Below are 22,126 nucleotides of genomic sequence, written 5' to 3' on the forward strand. Positions count from 1 at the left end.
CCAGAAGCAAGGAGGAGCGAACGTTTGATAAAATTAGTTGCTATTGATTTAGATGGAACATTATTAAATAGCCAAAAAGAGATTTCTTTACGGAATAAACAAGCACTGATGGCTGCGAAACAAGCAGGCGTGAAAGTTGTTATCTGCACAGGTCGACCTTTGGCAGCTATTGGTCCTTACTTAGAAGAATTAGGTTTACAAGATGAAGGCGATTATAGCATTACTTTTAACGGCGGGTTGGTTCAAAAAAATGATACAGGGGCCATTATTGAGAAAACATTGATGCCCTTGGAAGCAATTCATGAGCTATACCAATTAGCAACCACACTCAACATGCCGTTTGATGTCTTATCCGATGAGGTCGTGATGCAATTGCCTTCTGCACCTAATTATCCTTCAATTTATAGTTCTCTAAACAAATTATTAACCTTTGAGTCCTACAAATTAGAAGAGTTAACCCCGAATCGAATTTATAACAAAGTTGTTGTTGCGATTGATGAAGCGTATTTAAATGAACGCATCAAGGAAATTCCGGCCTCTTTTTATGAGCGCTTTGAAATTATTAAAACGCGAAATAACTTATTAGAATTTATGCCAAAAGGGATTACGAAAGCCTATGGTATTTCCTTGTTAGCCAAAGATTTAGGAATCCGTGCAGAAGAAATCATGACCCTAGGGGACGAAGAAAATGATTTACCGATGATTGAATACGCTGGCTTAGGTGTCGCCATGGCAAATGCGATTCCATTAGTTAAAGAAGCCGCAGATGTCGTCACAGACACGAATGACCAAGATGGCGTTGCCAAAGCGGTCGAAAAATATATTTTAACGCCGTTGGAAGGAGGCCAATAAGAATGGGATTTTTTGATAAAATTAAAAAAGCTTTTTCCGCTGAAAAAAAGGAAGAAGAAAAACAAGAGATCGTTGAAGAAACAGTAGACGAAACACCTAGTGATGAATCAGCGCCTGCTGAATCAAAAGAAACCGCAGCAGAAGAGGCGCAAACAATGCCAGAAACGACAGCGGAAGAAGTCACAGAAACAGCCGATTTAACAGATAACGCTGAAATGGAAAAATTAGCTGGCGTAGAAGAAGCATTAGAAGAAGAGCCAGAAGAAATCCTGACAGAGGAAACACAAGAAGTTGTTGTGGAAGCGCCTGAGGAAGAAAGTAGTGTCGTAACTCCGTTGGCAGAACCAACAGACACGCAGGTTTCAGAAGAAATTGAAGAGTCAAAAGAAGAGCAGGTCCAAGAAAAATATGAAAAAGGCTTGGAAAAAACGCGTAAAACATTTGGTCAACGGTTGAACGAATTGTTTGCTAATTTCCGGAGCGTTGATGAAGATTTCTTTGAAGAATTAGAAGAAACGTTAATTGGTGCAGACGTAGGCTTTGATACATCCTTAAAAATTACAGAAGCCTTGCGACAAGAAGTGAAACTGCGAAACGTGAAAAAACCAGCTCAAGTTCAAAATACCATCATTGAAAAAATGGTTGATTTGTATGAAGAAGCAGGAATTAATGAAAATAATGCGATTAACTTACAGCCAAATGGCTTAACCGTGATTTTATTTGTCGGTGTTAATGGAGTGGGGAAAACAACCAGCATTGGTAAATTAGCCCATCAATACAAGTTGGAAGGAAAGAAAGTTTTAATGGCCGCTGCCGATACGTTCCGAGCGGGCGCCATCGATCAATTAGTTGTTTGGGGTGAACGGGCTGGCGTTGAAGTTGTACGTGGGAATGCTGGCGGCGACCCAGCAGCGGTCGTTTTCGATGCAGTGGAACGTGCCAAAGCAGAGCAGGCCGATGTTTTGCTAGTGGATACAGCAGGTCGGTTACAAAATAAAGTCAACTTAATGAAAGAATTAGAAAAAATCAAACGAGTCATCCAACGAGAAATTCCAGATGCGCCTCACGAAGTTCTCTTAGTCGTGGACGCAACTACTGGGCAAAATGCGATGACACAAGCCAAACAGTTCAAAGAAACAACCGATGTCACTGGCTTAGTTTTAACCAAACTAGACGGAACAGCCAAAGGTGGTATTGTCATTGCTATTCGGAATGAATTACACTTGCCAGTGAAATTAGTTGGTCTAGGTGAAGGCATTAACGATTTAGAACCATTCAATGCCAACGATTTCGCAATGGGCTTATTTAAAGGCTTATTAAAAGATGTTTAGTTGTAGAAAATAACAGGTTTGGGAAGAACGTGGGACAGGAGTATTTAGCTTCAAGAATGAAGAAGCTACTCCTGTCCCGCCGTTTATTTTAGGATTGGGACGGATGTTCTAAGTTCTTCCTAAATCGTTTCTGAAAAAATGAAGGAGTGAGGGAGAAGATGACAGAACAAATGTGGATTGAGAAGTTAGGATTAGAAGCGCATCCTGAGGGCGGTTATTTTAAACAAACCAATAAAAGTGAACAATTGATTCCAACCAAACGAGGCGAACGGGCGTTGCATACAGCGATTTTGTTTCTATTAAATACAGAAAGTCCGTCACATTTTCATCGTTTAAAAGCGGATGAATTATGGTTTTTTCACGATGGTCAGCCATTAACCGTTCACTGTATTTTTCCTGATGGAACGTATCAAGCTGTTCAGTTAGGGAAAGACTTAGTTCAAGGACAACAGCTTTCGTTCTCAGTTCCTGCCGGCACAATCTTTGGCTCTACAGTAGCGACAGGATTTGCGTTAGTCAGTTGTGTAGTTACACCAGGCTTTGAGTTTGAAGACTTCGAGTTATTTACTCAAGCGGAATTGTTAAACGATTATCCACAACATAGTGAAATCATTCAGCACTTGGCTTATCGAGAATTACCTTAAGAAAACGTTCTAGTAACATTTCTTTTATGAATATGCTAGTATAAATCAAACAAGCTTGTTGATTTTGTCGCAACGCACAGTTAGCTGTCGTAGATGATTAAAAGAAAGGGATGAATCACATGGGCACAATGGTTTTTGTTAACTTCCCAGTAGCGGATGTCCAACGTTCTACAGCCTTTTATGAAAAACTTGGATTCAAAAAGAACGAGGAATTTTCAACAGAGGAAGCTAGTTCGATGATGTGGGATGATCAATTTTGGATTATGTTGTTGAACCATGACTTTTATGGGAAATTTATCCAAGAAAAGCAAATTATTGATGCGCAAACAACCAGTGGAGCATTAATTTCCTTTAGTTTAGAGAGTGCCGAAGCCGTAAAACAGTTTGGCGAAACCGCCAAAGCTAACGGAGGCAACTGTTACCGAGTTGATATGGGAATACCAGAAGAGCAAATGTATGGCTTAGAGGTGCAAGATTTGGATGGCAATAGCTTAGAACCTGTCTGGATGAAGATGTAAAAAGAGCCGCAAAATCTCTACAGATTTTGCGGCTCTTTTCCTACAAAAAACTATTGTAAATTATTGGCGTTAGTTGCTTCAACACCATAAGAATCAGCTACTTTTTTCAAGCTAAATCCTTTCCCGTAGACTTCACTTGCACTCATTGAAATCAAAAAGGCTTCTTCATCAATCTCAAGAATGGCTTCTTTTAAGCGGGGAAAATCTTTTTCACGAATGACAGTCATTAAGAGCATGCCTTTCGCGTTTCGATAACCGCCTTCGATTGGCACCAAGGTCACACCTTTATCTAGTTCACGTAATAAGCGTTCTTGAATAGCGACATATTTTGGTGAAATAATCATCACATTCTTCGAGCGAACCAGACCAACTTGAATCATGTCAACGACACGACCAATTGTAAATAAACAAATTAAAGAGAATAGCACAATATCTGCATTAAAAGCATACATTGCTGATAAAATGACTAAACCATCGACGAATAAAATAGCAATACCTAAGGAAACTTTGAAGTATTTATTGACAATTTGTGAAATGATTGCTGTCCCACCAGTTGAAGCATTGCCACGGAAAACCAAGCCTAGGCCAGCACCTGTAATAATACCGCCAAATAATGCTGCTAGAAAAATATTATGTGTTAAAACAGGCATCCCCGAAGTAATTCCTACAAAAAATGGATAAATAAGACTGCCATAAATGGTTTTGACACCGACCTCTTTCCCAAGAAGTAAGAAACAAAGCACTAAAAGAGGAATATTGATGGCGTAAAGAACAATGGCGGGACTAATCCCGAAAACATAATTAATAACAATACTAATGCCATTGGCTCCGCCTGCGACAAGTTTATTTGGCAATAAGACCGCATTGATTGAAATGGCCAAAATGAATGCACCGACTGTTACATAGGCGGTGTCTTTTAAACGTTGGGCTGTAAAAAATTTATTCATGAAATACCTCCAATTATTTATTAGTTTAGTGAATGATGACATAAAAAAAGACAGAACATGAGAGACAAGCCTAATCGACTTATGTCCCACACTCTAAATCTTCAACTAATCAACTGAACACTTTTTCCTTATACTAACATGAAATACGACAAGAAAACATAGTGAACAAACAATTTTTTGGAAAAGAGGTCGGGACAGAACCGTTTAGCTCCGAGAACCAAGTAGGTACTGATTAACATCTATTTGCTTTGCAAATAGTGTTTCTCAGCAATAAGAAGAAATTTCCGAAAATTGCTCTTTAATTTTTGGAGACCAAGTAGGTATTGTTCATCATCGAATCACTACGTTCTTCGTGATTCTCAACAATTTCGGCTTATTTCCGAAGGAGTTGGTTCTGTTCCCGCCGTTTATCAGATTTTGAGCCCGGAACAAAAATCCAAAGTGATTTTTGTCACAGGCTCAAAAAAGTCAAAAAGCGGCCAGCCCAAATAGCTTCATGATGTTGGATAATTTGTGCTGCGGTTAAATGTCCATTATCCAAGGTGGAAGTGGTTTTCGGTGTCATCAAACACGTATAGCCTAAACCATGAGCCATCCGAATTGTAGTGTCCACACAAAACTCGGTTTGGACACCAGCGATTTCTAACGTTTGAATGTCGTGTTCCGTCAGTAAATCATTTAAATTTGTTTGGTAAAAGGCATTCGCATGTGTTTTGCGGATGAAAAAATCTGTGGGCTGTGTATCCAGCTTTTCAAAAAGTTGCCAAGAGTCTGAGCCAAAAGCTAATTCGATTTCTTCATGTTGAACAAAAATAATGGGCGCATGGTGTTGGCGGTAGACAGCAATACGCTGATTGACCTTTTCCAACACTGCTGGTAGACGGTACAATTGCTGCGACGGACTTTCGATGCCTTTTTGAAAGTCAATTAAAAGTAATGCACGATTTTTCATGAGCAATCCCCATTTTCTATAAACTAGTTGTTTTCAGTCTAACGGAAAAAGGCGCTCTCTAAAAGTGTCTCGAAAATTCCCAAGTGAACGTTCAAAAAAACAGCATATTTACTCGTTTTCCTATATAATAGTAAGAGAAACAGATAGTTTGTAGAAAGAAAGGCGACAAGATGAATTATAGAGAATTAATGCAAAAGAAAAATGTTCGTCCTTACGTATTGATGGCTCGTTTTGGTTTAGAAAAAGAAAACCAACGTAGTACACGAGAAGGGCTTTTAGCGACAACTGATCATCCCACGGTTTTTGGTAACCGTTCTTATCATCCATATATTCAAACAGATTTTAGTGAAACACAATTAGAACTAATCACGCCTGTAGCAAATAGCGGCACAGAAATGCTTCGTTTTTTAGATGCCATTCACGATGTGGCTCGTCGTTCGATTCCAGAAGATGAAATGCTGTGGCCATTAAGTATGCCGCCACAATTACCAACAAAAGATGAAGAGATTAAAATCGCTAAATTAGATCAATATGATGCGGTGTTATATCGTCGTTATTTGGCAAAAGAGTATGGCAAACGAAAACAAATGGTCAGCGGAATTCATTTTAATTTTGAATATGACCAAGCCCTGATTCAGCAATTATATGATGAACAATCCGAAGTGACAGATTGCAAACAATTTAAAACGAAAGTGTACATGAAAGTTGCCCGTAACTTTTTACGTTATCGTTGGTTAATTACGTATCTTTTTGGGGCTTCGCCAGTTAGTGAAGACGGCTACTTTAGAGTCTATGACGACCAACCGCAAGAACCCATTCGCAGTATTCGGAATAGTACGTATGGCTACAGAAATCATGACAATGTGAAAGTATCGTATGCCTCATTGGAACGCTATTTAGAAGATATTCATCGCATGGTGGAAAATGGTTTACTTTCTGAAGAAAAAGAATTTTATGCGCCTGTGCGCTTACGTGGCGGGAAACAAATGTCTGATCTGCCTAAAACAGGTATTCGCTATATCGAGTTGCGTAATTTAGACTTAAATCCTTTTTCACGTTTAGGCATTGTGGAAGATACCGTGGATTTCTTACATTATTTCATGTTGTATTTATTGTGGACAGATGAAAAAGAAGAAGCGGATGAATGGGTAAAAACTGGCGATATTTTTAATGAACAAGTGGCTCTTGGTCATCCTCATGAAACGATTAAGTTAATTGCAGAAGGCGATCGGATTTTTTCAGAAATGATTGATATGTTAGATGCTCTAGGCATTCGTAAAGGTAAAGAAGTTGTCGGTAAGTATTATCAACAACTGCGGAATCCACAAGACACCGTTTCTGGCAAAATGTGGACGATTATTCAAGAAAACTCCAACAGTGAACTGGGAAATATTTTTGGAAACCAATATCAAAGTATGGCCTTTGAACGCCCTTATCAATTAGCTGGTTTCCGTGAGATGGAATTATCCACACAAATTTTCTTATTTGATGCGATTCAAAAAGGTTTGGAAATCGAAATTTTAGATGAACAAGAGCAATTTTTGAAACTGCAACATGGCGAGCACATTGAATACGTCAAAAATGCCAACATGACTAGTAAAGATAACTACGTGGTACCATTGATTATGGAAAACAAAACCGTGACAAAGAAAATTTTGTCTGCAGCAGGGTTCCATGTGCCTGGCGGTGAAGAATTTTCATCTTTTATTGAGGCACAAGAAGCACATTTACGCTACGCCAATAAAGCGTTTGTCGTGAAACCAAAATCAACGAATTACGGTTTAGGAATTACCATTTTTAAAGAAGGCGCTTCGTTGGAAGACTTTACGGAAGCGTTACGGATTGCTTTTAAAGAGGACACAGCGGTTTTAATTGAAGAGTTTTTACCTGGAACAGAATATCGGTTCTTTGTGTTAGATAATGATGTAAAAGCCATCATGTTGCGCGTGCCAGCCAATGTTACCGGAGATGGCAAACATACTGTAGAAGAATTGGTGGCCGCTAAAAATAGTGATCCATTGCGGGGGACCAATCACCGTGCACCACTAGAATTAATCCAGTTAAATGATTTAGAAAAACTAATGTTGAAAGAACAAGGTTTAACTATCTATTCTGTGCCAGAAAAAGAGCAAATCGTGTACTTGCGAGAAAATTCTAATGTTAGCACGGGCGGGGATTCGATTGATATGACCGATGTCATTGATGATAGTTATAAACAAATCGCCATTGAGGCCGTAGCTGCTTTAGGAGCCAAAATTTGTGGTATTGATTTAATCATTCCTGACAAAGACGTAAAAGGCACACGTGATAGCTTAACATACGGGATTATCGAAGCAAACTTTAATCCAGCCATGCACATGCATGTGTATCCATACGCTGGACAGGGTAGACGCTTGACAATGGACGTTTTAAAACTTTTATACCCAGAAGTGGTTCAATAAAAAAAGAATACCGCCAAAAAATTCATAATAGATTTTTTGGCGGTATTCTTTATAAAAACGTTTTCTTGGTGAACCCAATAGGTTATACTAAAACTATTACCAATGAAAGTTGTATGACGGTGGCTCTGAGTTAGAGAGGCAGGTGATGCCTATGTGTATCCGATGCACTTTAACGAAAGGAGCATTTTTTGTCAATCGAAGCGGCATTGGAATTGATGATTAGTTTTGCTCTGAGGCTAAGGCGAAAGCGTTTAGCTCCGAGAACCAAGTAGGTACTGTTTAACATCTATTTGCTTTGCAAATAGTGTTTCTCAGCAATAAGAAGGAATTTCCGAAAATTGATCTTTGATTTTTGGAGACCAAGTAGGTATTGTTCATCATCGAATCACTACGTTCTTCGTGATTCTCAACAATTTCGGCTTATTTCCGAAGGACCTTCAACTCTTAGAGCTTTAGCTCTTAGAAGTTGTTGAGATCGAAGCAACGCGTAGTGTTGCTTTTGTTCAGCTGATTAGCGTTTGTTGCACTACTGATTTTCGGTATCCTTGAAGCACCGAAAAACAATAAAAAATAACCGTTCACAAGCTTCGTAGGCCGAACGGTTAAGATTCAAAACTTAACTCAGTAAGCCACCAGTTCTTATAACTGGCGCTGGTATAAAGGAGAGGTATGTACCCGCATACCTCTCTTTTTCATCTTTATAATAGCATAATTCTATTATAAATGGAAGCGCTCATAACTTATGTTTAAACAATCCAATGACTCATAACTTTCCTTGAGCTTTTTATGAGTGAAATAGCTTTTGCCAAAAGCCCTTTTTAGCTGTTGGCTCTTCTTTTGGCGTTTCGGTTGCTTGAGGATATTTTTCTGTAACGTCAATCACAGGTTCATCGACTGCATGTTTTTCAGCTAACAGTAAGCCGAGAGAGTCAGGGTTGTTCTCCACAAAATTGTTAACAATCTTAAAGGTTGCGCCATGCTGATTTAATAATTTAATATAGGTACTTTGCAGGTCAGAAGAGATTTCGCCATTTAAAAGTACTGTAACTTCAGGATGCTTCGCTAATTCTTCTAATAAATGTTTTTGGTTCTGTGCATCTTTCATTTCAGCGACGGTCATGGAGAGACGGCAGCGTTCACGAAATGTGCCCATGTATTTGTGTTGTTCTTCAGGATTAACGAGGGGCGTACCGTACATTCCTTTATCCAGACGTTGTTGTAAGTCATCATTCGCCATTCAGTAACACTCCTTTCCTAACGTTTCCCTCCATTATAGCATATCTTAGATAAGTCGTTGGTCAGTCGGCTTGAGAAGAAGTTTTTAATAAAGGAAAAAAAGTGGTTGCATTTGTGATGGTTTTCTCATACACTGTAACTAAGAATGAGAATCATTCTCAATTAAATAAAAATGGAGTTTTCTCATGAAAAAGATTGGTTTGTTTGTTCTACTATTACTTTTCAGCTTATTGTCATTAGTGATAGGGGTGAAGGACATTGCACTTTCTCAGTTGTTTCAATTAGATGCGCAGCAACAATTTGTTTTATTTACCACCCGTGTTCCCCGCACGTTGAGTTTAATCATTGCTGGTAGTACGATGAGTATTTCTGGATTGATTATGCAGCAACTCACACAAAATAAATTTATCGCTCCTAGTGTCGCTGGAACAACCGATAGTGCAAGGTTGGGTATTTTAGTTGCAATGTTATTTTTCCCAACAGCTCCGTTTCTCTATCGAACGGCAATTGCTTTTATTTTTGCGCTAAGCGGGACCTTGTTATTCTTAGCGCTCATTCGATTATTACCAAGTAAGAATCAAGTGATGGTCCCTTTGGTGGGCGTGATGTTTGGTAACATTCTAGGTTCAATTGCCACATTTTTTGCCTATCAATACCAATTGGTTCAAAATATGTCTGCTTGGTTACAAGGAAATTTTTCCACAGTTATGAAAGGGAATTATGAATGGTTATTCTTAATGATTCCTTTGTGGTTTGTTATTTATTTATTTGCTTATCATTTCACTGTCGTTGGTATGGGTGAAGCATTTGCAAATAGTCTTGGCGTCCATTACCAGCGAATTCAGTTTTTAGGTTTGACGCTGGTTGCTTTAGCAAGTGCCATCGTTTTATTGATGGTGGGGAATATTCCGTTTTTAGGGGTTGTGATTCCTAATCTCGTGTCTTTACGTTATGGCGATCATATGAAAAATACCTTGTGGTTAACTGGGATTTGCGGGAGTTTGTTCTTGTTAATCTGTGATATTTTAGCACGAGTATTGATTGCCCCCTATGAAATTCCTGTCAGCGTGGTTGTCGGAACATTAGGGAGCATTTTGTTCATTTTATTATTACTAAGGGGGCGCAAACAATGAAACGGCCTTTAAAAAAATGGCTTTCATTACTTTTGCTTTTAGCTGCCGTAGTAATTGTGAGCCTTTGTTATTTAACTTATAACACTTATGGCAATTGGTCCTTTGCTTTGGCGTTACGAGGCAAAAAGTTATTGGCTTTTATTTTTGTTGGAATCGCTGCGGCTTTTTCAACTATTAGTTTTCAAACGGTCACGCAAAATCATTTCCTAACGCCAAACATTTTAGGGATGGATTCCTTGTATGTCTTTGTGCAGACGGTGTTATTTTTTCTTTTAGGAGGCGCACAAGCGTTAGGTCAAGTAAGTCTTGGGTCGTTTTTGATGAACGTCTTTTTAATGGTGTTTTTAAGTACTAGTTTATCGTATTTTCTATTACGCAAAAATCAATCCGATTTATTTTTATTATTGATGATTGGCATGATCTTAGGTACTTTTTTCAGTAGTATTAGTACGTTTTTACAAGTGATTATGGATCCTAACGAATACGACTTACTCCAAGGAAAGTTGTTTGCCAGTTTCGGTAACGTCAATAGTCAGTATCTCGTTTTCGTTGGTGTGGCGGTACTCATGATTTGTGGGATACTTTGGCGGGAAAGTTACCGTTTAGACGTTTTACATTTAGGGAACCATCAAGCACAGAATTTGGGGATTGCTGTGAATCAGTTTCAATTAGTGTTGTTGTGTTTGATCAGTAGTCTGGTCGGCTTATCAACAGCATTAGTGGGACCGATTACATTTTTAGGTTTTATCGTGGCCAATATGAGTTATCAATTCATGAAAACCTATCGCCACCGAGAACTGTTTGTGGCAGGGAGTTTAATAGCAGTCTTTTTACTGGTGTTCGGTCAATTGATGGTTGAACAGGTCTTTCATTTGAATACCCCGCTAAGTGTGGTGATTCAATTTGTTGGGGGCGTTTATTTTATATGGAAAATTATTGCAGAAAGGAAGCAACGCACATGATCCAGATGAGTGATGTATCAAAAAAATATGGCGATAAATTTGTCGTTTCAGACATTGATTTACCTATTTCTGAAGGCAAATTAACGGCCTTTATTGGACCAAATGGCGCTGGGAAAAGCACGCTGCTAGCCATGATGAGTCGCTTAATTCCCAAAGATACCGGGGAAATTTATCTGGACAAGCAAGAAGTAAAAACCTGGAAGCAATCGGCTTTTTCACAAAAAATTGCCCTTTTAAAACAAGCCAACGGTGTACAACTTAAATTAACTGTGCGAGAACTAGTCAATTTTGGCCGCTTTCCTTATTCCAAAGGTCGCTTAAAAAGCGCTGACCATGAAAAAGTAACAGAAGCACTGGAACAATTGGGCTTAACTGAAATGGCGGAAGAATACATTGATACCCTTTCTGGAGGGCAATTACAACGGGCGTATATTGCCATGATTTTAGCCCAAGATACCGATTATATTTTATTGGATGAGCCCTTAAATAACCTCGACATGAATTATGCGGTTCAAATGATGCAGATTCTTAAACGCTTAGTGGATGAACTAGGAAAAACGATTCTGATTGTTCTACATGATATTAATTTTGCCGCAAGCTATGCAGATGAAATTGTCGCCATGAAAGGCGGAAAGCTCTATGCGCATGGCGCAACAGAAGAAGTTATTCAAACAAGTATTTTAAATGATCTTTATGAAATGAATATCCGGATTTGTGAAATTGAAGGAAAACGCTTTTGTCTTTATCACTAAATCGGGCAATTTAAAAATAACATTTTTGGAGGAAAAGAATGAAAAAGAAATTTTTAGCAATGATGGCAGTTTCAATGATGGGACTGTTAATGTTAAGTGCTTGTCAAACAAATAAAAAAACAGCAGATTCTGCAACAACAGAAACAACAGCTAAAACGGAAGTCACAGTCAAAGACACCAATGGTCAATTAACCGTTCCCAAAAATCCTCAGAAAGTCGTTGTTTTTGATAATGGTTCCTTGGATACAATGGACGCACTAGGTGTCGGTGACCGCGTGGTAGGTGCGCCAACCAAAAATATCCCTGCGTATTTGAAAAAATACCAAAAAGTTGAATCAGCAGGCGGCATTAAAGAACCAGATTTAGAAAAAATCAATCAACTAAAACCAGACTTAATTATTATTTCTGGTCGTCAACAAGATTATCAAGAACAATTAAAAGCCATTGCGCCAACCATTTACTTAGCTGTAGATGCCAAAAATCCTTGGGCATCAACGAAACAAAATATCGAAACGTTAGGCACTATTTTTGATAAAGAAGAGGTAGCCAAAGAAAAAATAACTGGCTTAGAAAAAGAAATTGCTGACGTGAAAAAACAAGCAGAAGCTAGCGCGAATAATGCGCTTGTTGTGTTAGTTAACGAAGGTCAACTTTCCGCTTACGGAAAAGGCTCTCGTTTCGGTTTAATTCATGATACATTTGGCTTCAAAGCAGCAGACGATAAGATTGAAGCTTCCACTCATGGGCAAAGTGTTTCTTACGAATATGTTTTAGAAAAAAATCCTGGGATTCTCTTTGTGGTAGATCGCACCAAAGCAATTGGTGGCGACGATTCAAAAGATAACGTCGCTGCAAACGAATTGATTCAAAAAACCGATGCTGGTAAAAATGATAAAGTCATTATGCTTCAACCAGATGTTTGGTATCTAAGCGGTGGTGGATTAGAATCAATGCATTTGATGATAGAAGATGTTAAAAAAGGATTAGAGTAAAATTGTTTTAGAAAAGAGGGATTGAAACCTCTTTTCTTTTTTTGATGAAAAACAAAAAAGTTTTAAATTAAAAATGTGGTTGACGGCCTCGAAAATGTTTGCTAAACTATCCGTAAATCAGTATGATTGATGAAACAAATAAAAGAACAAAATGTGATGAGAAGGAAAGTACTTTTTAAAATAGCTTGCAGAGAGCCTCGTTTGGTGAGAAGAGGTAGTGACGTTAAAGGGGAAAATGGCCTTTGAACAGGTTGGTTGAAGCCGTTCGCTTAAACCAATTCAGGTGCGCCTGTTATAGCGCTACAGTATGATTGTACTGGAAACGAGCGGATCTTTTTTAGCGAAGAGATCAACAAAGGTGGTACCGCGATTGCATAAGCATTCGTCCTTTTTAGGACGAATGCTTTTTTTATTTGTTTAAAAAATATGAGGGGGCAACAACATGAAATTGGGGAAAAAAGTAGTAGGTTTGATTGCAACAGGGTTTCTTTTAGCCGCATGTGGCGGAACCAAAGAAGCGGCAGAGAAAGTAGATTCGGGAAATTTAGCAGCTGAACAAAAAATCAGTATTAGTTCACCTGCACCAATCTCAACATTGGATACAACACAAACAACAGATAAAAATACCTTTACAATGGCACAACATTTATTTGAAGGCCTTTATCGGTTTGATGATGATAGTGCCACGGTGCCAGCTCTAGCTAAAGATGTCAAGATTAGTGACGATGGGCGCAAGTACCACTTTACCTTGCGGGAGGGGATTAAGTGGAGCAACGGCGAGCCAATCACGGCCCAAGATTTTGTTTATTCTTGGAAAAAACTGGTGACACCAGCGACGATTGGACCAAATGCCTATTTACTAGACAGTGTTAAAAATAGTTTTGAAATACGCAACGGTGAAAAGTCAGTCGATGAATTAGGGATTTCAGCCCCTAATGACAAAGAATTCATTGTTGAATTAAAACAGGCCCAACCTTCCTTCTTAGCAGTCGTTTCGATTGCTTGGTTAGCGCCACAAAATCAAAAATTTGTCGAAGCGCAAGGCAAAGATTACGCCTTGGATAGTGAACATTTACTTTATAGTGGGCCATTTACGCTAGCCAATTGGGATGCGACTTCAGATACTTGGACATTGAAAAAAAATCCAGAATACTATGATGCGGATCAAGTGAAACTGGAAGAAGTTGCGGTTAGCACAATCAAAGAAGATAATACTGGGATTAATTTATATCAAGCGAATGAACTAGACTTAGTTCGCATTAACGGACAATATGTTCAACAATATCAAGATGATCCAGGCTATGTCAGTCATCCAGATGTGGCCAACTACTTCTTAGATTTCAACAAAAAAGAAGGAACGCCATTAGCGAATGTTCATTTACGAAAAGCGATTGGCCAAGCAATTGATAAAGAAGCCTTAACACAAAGTGTCTTAAACGATGGGTCAAAACCCCTCAACGGATTGATTCCAAGTAAACTTTATGCGAACCCAGAAACAGATGAAGATTTCCGAGCTTACAGTGGCGAATATTTGAAAAATGACGTCAAAAAAGCTCAAGCTGAATGGACGAAAGCCCAAGCGGATGTCGGTAAAAAAGTGAAACTTTCCTTGCTGGCGGCAGATACAGATCAAGGAAAACGAATTGCTGAATATGTTCAAAGTCAGTTGCAAGAAAATCTGCCAGGTTTAGAAATTACCATTTCATCGCAACCAAGTAATAATGTGAATCAATCGCGACGTGAAAAAAATTATGAGTTGTCCCTTTCAGGATGGATTGCCGGCAGTAGTGAATTAGACTCTTACTTTAACTTATATGCGGGAGAATCAAGTTACAATTATGGCAATTATCATAATGCCAAATACGACCAACTGGTAGAAGATGCGCGAACGATTAATGCCAATAATCCAGAGAAACAATTTGCAGAATACAAAGAAGCGGAAGACATCTTGTTGAATCAAGATGCTGCCCAAGTACCGCTGTATCAAAGTGCCTCAAATTATCTAATCAATCCTAAATTGAAAGGCATTAGTTATCACTTGTATGGGGACTATTTCCACTTGCGCAATGCTTATTTAACAGAATGATTCAGGAAGAAGGAGTAAAAAATGGAAAAATTAGTCGAACGATTTTTAACTTACGTGAAAGTTAACACCCGTTCAGATGCCAACAGTCAAACCACACCGACGACGGTCGGTCAAGTGGTTTTAGCCAAAATGATTGAAACAGAACTTCATGAATTAGGCTTGGCCGATGTGCATTATAACGAACAAAACGGCTTTTTAACGGCACGGTTGCCTGGTAACCAACCTGCAGCGAAGAGTATCGGCTTGATTGCACATCTGGATACGGCGGATTTTTCAGCAGAAAACATCCGTCCCCAAGTCATCACTAATTATGATGGTCAAGATGTCCTCTTGAATCAAGAACAAGGCATCGTTTTATCAGTTGCTGAATTTCCCAATTTAAAAGAGTATCAAGGGGAAACGTTGATTACTACAGACGGAACCACACTTTTAGGAGCAGATGACAAAGCGGGAATTGTCGAGATTTTAGCTGCTGTTGAGTATTTTTTGGCACATCCAGAAGTAGCGCGGGGCGATGTTTGGCTTGCCTTCGGTCCAGATGAAGAGATTGGACGCGGGGCCGATCAATTTGATGCGCCGAACTTCCCAGTCGCTTTTGCGTATACGATTGACAGTGGCCGCGTGGGGCATTTCGAGTATGAAACGTTTAACGCTGCCCAAGCTGTGATAACAATTGAGGGAACCAGTGTCCATCCGGGAACGGCCTATGGTTCGTTAGTAAATGCCATTAAATTAGGCGAACAACTTGATCAATCACTACCGCAAAAGGAAGTGCCAGAACAAACACGTGGAAATGAAGGATTTTATTTACTCAATAAATTTACAGGAAGTATTGAAAAAGCAGAACTTGTCTATATCATTCGGGATCATGATCAAGAAAACTTTCAAGCGAGAAAGCAATTTTTGGAAAAACAAGTCCAACGTTTAAATGCGCTGGCGGATAAACCCAGACTAACAATTACTTTCCAAGACCAATACTATAATATGAAGGAAATCATCGAAAAAGATTGGACTCCTGTAGAATTGGCCGTCCAAGCAATGGAAAGTTGTGACATTGAACCAATCATCACACCATTTCGTGGCGGGACAGATGGTTCTAAGATTTCTTTCATGGGCATTCCCACGCCTAATCTATTTACAGGTGGCGAGAATTTTCATGGGCAATATGAATTCATTACCGTTGAATCAATGGTCAAAGCTGTTCAGACGATCATTGCCATCATTCGCTTAAACGCTAATTAAAGAAACACGCAAGGAAATGCCGATTTTCCTTGCGTGTTTCGCTGTTTTTCGGTAAAGTATGTAGAAAAGTAGGGAGTTTTGCTCATGAATTATCCATTGATTTTTGCAGAAAACCAACGAATCAAAACCGAACGCTTGATTTTAAGACCTGTCACATTAGCCGATGCAGAAGATATGTACGAATATGCTTCAGATGAGGAAACGGTCCGCTATGTGTTTTTGAAAAATCAAACAATCGCTGAGACAAGACAAAACATTGCTAAATTTTTTATGGGGGAACCTTTAGGAAAATATGGGATCGAAGTGAAAGAAACGGGCAAAATGATTGGCACGATTGATTTGCGGGTCAATGAAACCAATAATATTGGAGAATTAGGCTATGTCTTGAACCGTGCCTTTTGGGGCAATGGCTACATGCCTGAAGCCGCGACGGCGTTAGTTGAACTGGGTTTTGCAAAAATGAAACTCATGAGAATCTTTGCTTTACATGATCAAGACAATCCAGCTTCTGGTCGTGTCATGGAGAAAATTGGTTTTACCTACGAAGGAACACTACCCAATGCTCGAATTAATAAAGGGAAAATTGTCACAGATGTTTATCGTGGGATGACACTGGAAACATGGCAAAATCGACAAAAATAGAAGCGGAAGACAAGTTAAGAGAGGAATTAGAGAAATGTTGATGTTTACAGAAAAAGAATTCGCAGCCTTTGAAGTTGCTGGATTAGATGAACGAATGGCGGTTATCCGTGCGCAAATTCAACCTATTTTTCAAGAATTAGACACGTATTTTGCCGAACAACTAGCGCCTGAACTAGGAACGGAGTTGTTTGTCCATATTGCGCAACATCGCCGTCGCACCGTGTATCCACCAGAAAATACTTGGTCAGCACTTAGTCCGAATAAGCGCGGGTATAAAATGCAGCCGCATTTTCAATTAGGCATTTGGGGCGACTATGTGTTTATGTGGTTGTCATTCATTGATAATCCTAAAAATGAAAAGCAGATTGCGCAAGCCTTTTTAGAGAATCAGCAATTATTCCAAGCATTACCAGAAGATACGTATGTTTCCTTGGATCATACGGTTCCTCAAATTACTCCGCTGCCAGAAACGGATTTAGAAAAAGCCTTAACTCGTTTTAGAGATGTAAAAAAAGGTGAGTTTGAAATTGGGCGCATCATTCCCAAAGATAGTGACTTGTGGCAAAACCCTGAAAAAGCACGAGCTTATATGTTGGCAACCTATCAACAACTCCTGCCATTGTATCAATTAGCTGTTGCCCAATAAGAGAAACAGACAGTTATTTTGTGTTTTAGTGTTATTTTATCGAATTATCCAATCGTCAAAAATGAGAAAAGCTCACAATGTTAGTTTTAATTACTAACATTGTGAGCTTTTCTGTAGTTTTTTTGAAAAAAATTAAGGGATGACTGGCTGATTTCTATGGAAAAGTACGTTTTGATAGCCTTTTTTGTTTAAATAACAAGAGTAGCAACCCTTGCTTAATAAGGGATTTTCGCGAATAGATGTTGTCAAATGAAAAAAAATGATGTTTTGAACAAAGAGTTCTTTGCTATTATAAAGGTATGAAAAAGGTTGTTTACGCATTCTTTATATAGAAGAATGTGAATGAGTTAAAAGGAGGTTTTTAAATGAAAAAAAAGCGTTATTTAATAATTGCGTGTTTACTATTTTCCCCTAGTTTTTTTATAAATGTTGAAGCATCTGAGGGTGGTTCTAGTTCGGTGGGAATTGAATTTTATCAAAATCCGACAACACCCGCTCCAAAAGATCCCCCACCGAAAACAGATGCGCCAGCTGCTGATCCCAAGGAACCAGCTGGTCCTCCGCAAGGAGATCAACGAAGTGGTGGTTCGACACAGACCACCACAACTGGCTCGCAGCTCCCTCGTACAGGGAGCAAGAGTCAGGCAAATCTTAGCATTCTCGGCTTAGCCTTAATCGGCTTGGCAGGAATGGTACATAGAAAGAAGGGACGACATGAAGCAAACTAAGTGGCAACGATTAGCAACCATTGGCTTGTGTAGTTCTTTAGTGATTAACGCCTTTTCTGGCGCGACCGCAGTTGCGGAAGAAAGTAGTCCGACAGTAGCAAGTAGCGCTAAGGAAGCAACATCAGCAAGTAGCGCAACGCCAGAAAGTACGGAAAGCAGTCAAGAAACGACTGAAACGAGTCGGGAAGCAGAAACGAAGGAAGCGGAGGAACAAGCCGAAGCAGAAGTACCAACGGAAACGCCAGAGGTGAGAACAGATACCACAGAACAACCTGCAGAAAAGAGTAGTGAGAGTGACCGACAAAAGAATATTTCTCCACGTTGGGTGTCTGATAATCAAGTGATTTATCCGAGAATGACCTTTGCTTTTACGGATGAAACAGGAAAAACTTTCGCTGATGAAAACTTAACGTTATCAGGGACGTATTATAAATTAGCACGTCACGCGGCAACTAGTCAGTGGCGACCATACGCTACTAGATATCCAATTGTTTCTTCTAATGCAGGGGGTGGTCAATATCGAGTAGCTGTCAATGCAGCGGTTCCTATGCCGTACGATTTTCTCACAAATTTACCAGTAGGTTACGCTGTGAATATATACGCGATTGAACAATTAAAGATTGATAACACACTAAAATATGTCGACAGTATTGTTGCTCCGGTCGGTACTATAAGAAGGACTTATTACAGTGATCAACAAGTATCTGAAACACCTCAATTTGGTAATTACGGTAGTGCCAATTTGACTCAAAGGGATAGAACATTTTCTAAAAATAGTGCAAATATTTTTTCTCTAAATTCAGTAGCTTTGGCTCCATCAATTAATGACGTATTAACGATGATGAGTACAGATGGTACAGGGTCGGCACCAGGGAGGGACATAATATTAGTGGGCTTTGACGGCACATCGACGTATCGCCAAACAATGAATTACAAAGTCACACGTAAACAAGTCACCGAAAAGTTCGTAGATACTAACGGAGTAGCCATAACACCGCCAACAGGTTTTACCCAAAACAAGAAAACACCAATGACCAGCAATGCTTTCACCTTCAAACAAGCTGGCACCTTGCCAGACACCTATCAAGCAGACGGCAAAACCTACAAGTTCAAAGGCTGGTACAAAGGCAAAACCAAGCCAAACACCTTGACCACCACCAAAGCACCAAGCTATGCGGTGACTTATGATGATAATGATGATTTGAATGTGGTGTATGAGGAAGTCGTTCCACGAGATACATGGGTTTATCCAGGTTTCTATGCTGAATTTGTCGATGAACAAGGGAAAGCTTTTACTAATCCTTTGACATTTTCAGGAAATTATACACAGTTTTTAAGAAAAAAAACTGTCAATATATTTGAAACAACAGGAAATCTGTATCCGATGATTGGTTCAAAAGATCCTAGTCAATCCAATAAATATAAGATTGAAACACAGTCACGTATTCCAATTTCGGCTACTTATGACGGAAATGTAACAGGGGATGTCTACGATAAGCGTGAATACGGGTTACATGATTTAACAATCACCAATGAGTTGAAATATGTAGATAAAATTGAAGTGATGAATACGTCATTGCCAGCTACTGATTATCTAGTCGGATATGTTGGTATAGACCCAATCTTGATTGATTTCCCTAATATTTTACATCCTTTAGAAAGAGCTTTTATCAAAAATACTAATCAGAGATTTTCTATTAATGCTATTTTTGGAGCTAATGGATCTGCTTCCACAATACCGCGTTTGTTAAGAATAGGTGGGAAAGATCAGCCTAATCAAAGAAATGTAACTTTGATGGGCTTTGATGGGACTACTAATTACAAACATACGATGAACTACAAAGTCACCCGTAAACAAGTCACCGAAAACTTCGTGGACACCAACGGCGTAGCCATTACACCGCCAACAGGTTTCACGCAAAACAAAAAAACACCAATGACTAGCAATAACTATACGTTCAAACAAGCTGGTACCTTACCTGACACCTACACAACAGGTGGCAAAACCTACAAGTTCAAAGGTTGGTACAAAGGCAAAACCAAGCCAAACACCTTGACCACGACTAAAGCACCAAGCTATGCGGTGACTTATAACAATGATGATTTGACGGTGGTGTATGAGGAGATTGAGTTTTTTGACTTCCCAGCGCTGACCTATCAATTCGGGTTCGTAGACGAGTCTGGCAAACGAGTAGATGCTTCAACGATTGATTTGACGTATGATAATTGGCATGGAGAACTGTTATCATCTGTCGATGGTTGGAAAACAACTAATATTGAAAAAGGGCAAGTCGCACTAACAAAAAATAATTTGAAAGAGATTGTTTATCCTAGCCATTCTTTAGAAATAATGAATGGGCGACATTCACAATATAGTGCCGCTAACTTAACATTCAAAATACCCAAGTATTATGAAAATATAAGTGTTTATAATAAGAATGGTACCTTTGATACAGCGTATCCATTTCCGACTATAAAAGTTAATACTTCTACAACTCCGTTAAGTAACAGACCTCAATTGTTTCAATTAAAGAAAAGTAATAATCAATCTTTTATCTTTAATCAAACAACGGCAGCTGCACCAGCAGACGTTCAGGTGCCTTATAATTTACGAGAAATCGTTTATGATCCGGCTACCTCAGTTAACAAAGGATTATATCATATGTTAGATAAACCAATTTACTACTATCTAACCAACCGCAAAGTCACCGAAAACTTCGTGGACACCAACGGCACTAAAATCAAGCCGCCAACAGGTTTCACGCAAGGGAATCAAATTCCCATGACTAGCAACACCTTCAAGTACACAGCCGCAAAAGCCTTGCCAGCAACTTATACCGCAGGTGGCAAGACCTATATTTTCCAAGGCTGGTACAAAGGTAAAACCAAGCCTAATACTTTAACAACCAGCACTACGCCAACATATAACACAACTTTTGATGGCAATGACGACATGACGGCGATTTATAAGGAAGAAGTGCCCAAAGCAAGTGTCGCTTTAACGCGCACTACCGCTGAAACCGTGACTAGCGGCGGCAATGTCACCTGGCGCGCCACAATTACCAATACAAGCCAAGCACCACTAACCACGGCGACCATCAAGAAATCAACCGCTTGGACAACCGGTTTAGCAGCACCAACCGCCATGATTGTCACGCCAGCTGGCGGAACCGCGAAAACAGTTCCCGTCACAGCGACTACGTGGACCAATGGTGTTAGCTTAGGCACTGACATTCCCGTAGGAAAATCTGCCACGGTTCAGTTCACTACGAAAGCGACGGGGACAGCGGGGCAAGTCTTGCGCGCTGGGATTACCACCAGTGGGAATTACAGTGGTGTCTCTGCTTCGGCCACCGTACGTGTGAAGGACAATGATCAAGCAATTGTGACACCAACGGCTGAAGGCTTCATTAGTGTTCCAACCTTCAATTTTGGTCAAGTTGGGGTAGCGGGAAGCACGCAACAGCACAGCTTGAAAAAAGCCGCTGATTATTATGGCAACGGCACACGCAATCCCTATCTGCGGATCAAGAAAACCCAAGCGAATTGGAGCTTAACGGCGCAACTGTCGCAACCAAAATCAGCGACAGACAGCCTGCCGACAACGACCCGCTTATTATTAGGGGCGGCGCCTGTTTCGAGTTTCTCAAATTACAACCAACCTACCGAGTTGAAAAATGCGGTCGGTACTACGAGTGCCATTAGTTTGAATGCCAACAACACGGCCACTAGGATTATTGCCAACCAGCAATTCACTGGGAGTAATATCTATCAGTTGGACTTCACCTTCAACAATGTCAAACTTGAAGTGCCAGCCAATCAAGGGGTCAAAGGGCAACAATACCAAGCCGCAATTACGTGGAACTTAGTGACAGGTCCTTAAAATAGTAAAAAAATCATGAGAAAAGCTCAAAATGTTAGTATTAAACACTAACATTTTGAGCTTTTATTTATAAAGATTAAGGAATTTAACTGAGAATCAGTAGCGAAATGGCAGATTTTCTTGATTTTCGCGCATTTTT

Annotated in this window: 18 protein-coding genes and 1 other annotated feature; of the genes, 15 read left to right on the plus strand and 3 right to left on the minus strand. The window is 39.5% G+C overall.

Annotated elements, in window-relative coordinates; translation table 11 throughout:
* The first annotated feature begins 24 nt into the window (after positions 1 to 24).
* The 4 genes from IGL80_RS01900 to IGL80_RS01915 all read left to right on the plus strand — a co-directional run bounded on the left by IGL80_RS01900 (position 25) and on the right by IGL80_RS01915 (position 3,345).
* Positions 25 to 852 carry a Cof-type HAD-IIB family hydrolase gene (locus IGL80_RS01900; protein ID WP_002359053.1) on the plus strand — a complete coding sequence of 276 codons (828 nt, stop codon included), beginning with the start codon at positions 25 to 27 and terminating at the stop codon, positions 850 to 852.
* Between the two features lie 2 nt (positions 853 to 854).
* Positions 855 to 2,183 (plus strand): signal recognition particle-docking protein FtsY, encoded by a 1,329-nt coding sequence (gene ftsY, locus IGL80_RS01905; RefSeq protein ID WP_002404795.1) that lies wholly within the window; start codon positions 855 to 857, stop codon positions 2,181 to 2,183.
* 158 nt (positions 2,184 to 2,341) lie between these two features.
* Entirely contained in the window at positions 2,342 to 2,827 is a 486-nt protein-coding gene (locus tag IGL80_RS01910) for a cupin domain-containing protein (protein ID WP_002381091.1), read from the plus strand.
* A gap of 119 nt (positions 2,828 to 2,946) precedes the next feature.
* Complete coding sequence (locus IGL80_RS01915; protein WP_002354951.1) at positions 2,947 to 3,345, plus strand: VOC family protein; 399 nt, start codon at positions 2,947 to 2,949, stop codon at positions 3,343 to 3,345.
* A gap of 50 nt (positions 3,346 to 3,395) precedes the next feature.
* Here IGL80_RS01915 and IGL80_RS01920 read toward each other — a convergent pair whose 3' ends face one another.
* The gene (locus tag IGL80_RS01920) at positions 3,396 to 4,292 is read right to left on the minus strand and encodes a YitT family protein (protein ID WP_002354953.1); all 897 of its coding nucleotides are present in this window, start codon (positions 4,290 to 4,292) and stop codon (positions 3,396 to 3,398) included.
* Positions 4,293 to 4,743: 451 nt separating this feature from the next.
* On the minus strand, positions 4,744 to 5,244 hold the full coding sequence (locus IGL80_RS01925) for a cysteine hydrolase family protein (RefSeq protein ID WP_002359055.1): 501 nt from the start codon (positions 5,242 to 5,244) through the stop codon (positions 4,744 to 4,746).
* A 170-nt stretch (positions 5,245 to 5,414) separates the two neighbouring features.
* Between IGL80_RS01925 and gshAB the strand changes: the two genes are divergently transcribed.
* Positions 5,415 to 7,685 (plus strand): bifunctional glutamate--cysteine ligase/glutathione synthetase, encoded by a 2,271-nt coding sequence (gene gshAB / locus IGL80_RS01930; RefSeq protein WP_002354955.1) that lies wholly within the window; start codon positions 5,415 to 5,417, stop codon positions 7,683 to 7,685.
* 784 nt (positions 7,686 to 8,469) lie between these two features.
* Here gshAB and IGL80_RS01935 read toward each other — a convergent pair.
* Positions 8,470 to 8,922, minus strand: coding sequence for a YueI family protein (locus IGL80_RS01935; protein WP_002359057.1), 453 nt, complete (start codon positions 8,920 to 8,922; stop codon positions 8,470 to 8,472).
* A 184-nt stretch (positions 8,923 to 9,106) separates the two neighbouring features.
* On the opposite strand from IGL80_RS01935, the gene IGL80_RS01940 reads away from it, so the two are divergent.
* From IGL80_RS01940 to IGL80_RS01985, 10 genes are all read left to right on the plus strand, one after another.
* Positions 9,107 to 10,054 carry an ABC transporter permease gene (locus IGL80_RS01940; RefSeq protein ID WP_002359058.1) on the plus strand — a complete coding sequence of 316 codons (948 nt, stop codon included), beginning with the start codon at positions 9,107 to 9,109 and terminating at the stop codon, positions 10,052 to 10,054.
* Complete coding sequence (locus IGL80_RS01945) at positions 10,051 to 11,016, plus strand: iron chelate uptake ABC transporter family permease subunit (protein WP_002371665.1); 966 nt, start codon at positions 10,051 to 10,053, stop codon at positions 11,014 to 11,016. Before IGL80_RS01940 ends, IGL80_RS01945 begins: the two co-directional genes overlap by 4 nt.
* A complete protein-coding gene (locus tag IGL80_RS01950) occupies positions 11,013 to 11,768 on the plus strand; it encodes an ABC transporter ATP-binding protein (RefSeq protein WP_002354962.1) in 756 nt (251 codons plus the stop codon). The genes IGL80_RS01945 and IGL80_RS01950 overlap by 4 nt, the downstream gene beginning before the upstream one ends.
* Before the next feature lie 38 nt (positions 11,769 to 11,806).
* Positions 11,807 to 12,760 (plus strand): siderophore ABC transporter substrate-binding protein, encoded by a 954-nt coding sequence (locus IGL80_RS01955; protein ID WP_002359060.1) that lies wholly within the window; start codon positions 11,807 to 11,809, stop codon positions 12,758 to 12,760.
* A gap of 147 nt (positions 12,761 to 12,907) precedes the next feature.
* Positions 12,908 to 13,153: a binding site (T-box leader), on the plus strand.
* A gap of 49 nt (positions 13,154 to 13,202) precedes the next feature.
* Positions 13,203 to 14,846: a peptide ABC transporter substrate-binding protein gene (locus IGL80_RS01960; protein WP_002359061.1), complete on the plus strand. Its 1,644-nt coding sequence runs from the start codon at positions 13,203 to 13,205 to the stop codon at positions 14,844 to 14,846.
* Positions 14,847 to 14,867: 21 nt separating this feature from the next.
* Complete coding sequence (pepT, locus tag IGL80_RS01965) at positions 14,868 to 16,088, plus strand: peptidase T (protein ID WP_002359062.1); 1,221 nt, start codon at positions 14,868 to 14,870, stop codon at positions 16,086 to 16,088.
* A gap of 84 nt (positions 16,089 to 16,172) precedes the next feature.
* Entirely contained in the window at positions 16,173 to 16,730 is a 558-nt protein-coding gene (locus IGL80_RS01970; RefSeq protein WP_002404797.1) for a GNAT family N-acetyltransferase, read from the plus strand.
* A gap of 34 nt (positions 16,731 to 16,764) precedes the next feature.
* Positions 16,765 to 17,376 carry a YktB family protein gene (locus IGL80_RS01975; RefSeq protein WP_002359064.1) on the plus strand — a complete coding sequence of 204 codons (612 nt, stop codon included), beginning with the start codon at positions 16,765 to 16,767 and terminating at the stop codon, positions 17,374 to 17,376.
* Between the two features lie 365 nt (positions 17,377 to 17,741).
* Positions 17,742 to 18,104, plus strand: a complete 363-nt coding sequence (locus IGL80_RS01980; RefSeq protein ID WP_002404799.1) for an LPXTG cell wall anchor domain-containing protein — start codon at positions 17,742 to 17,744, stop codon at positions 18,102 to 18,104.
* Entirely contained in the window at positions 18,091 to 21,987 is a 3,897-nt protein-coding gene (locus tag IGL80_RS01985; RefSeq protein ID WP_010784350.1) for a WxL domain-containing protein, read from the plus strand. The genes IGL80_RS01980 and IGL80_RS01985 overlap by 14 nt, the downstream gene beginning before the upstream one ends.
* Positions 21,988 to 22,126: the final 139 nt, after the last annotated feature.

It is taken from the genome of Enterococcus sp. DIV2467a, from assembly GCF_050532945.1.
GTDB classification, from domain to species: domain Bacteria; phylum Bacillota; class Bacilli; order Lactobacillales; family Enterococcaceae; genus Enterococcus; species Enterococcus faecalis.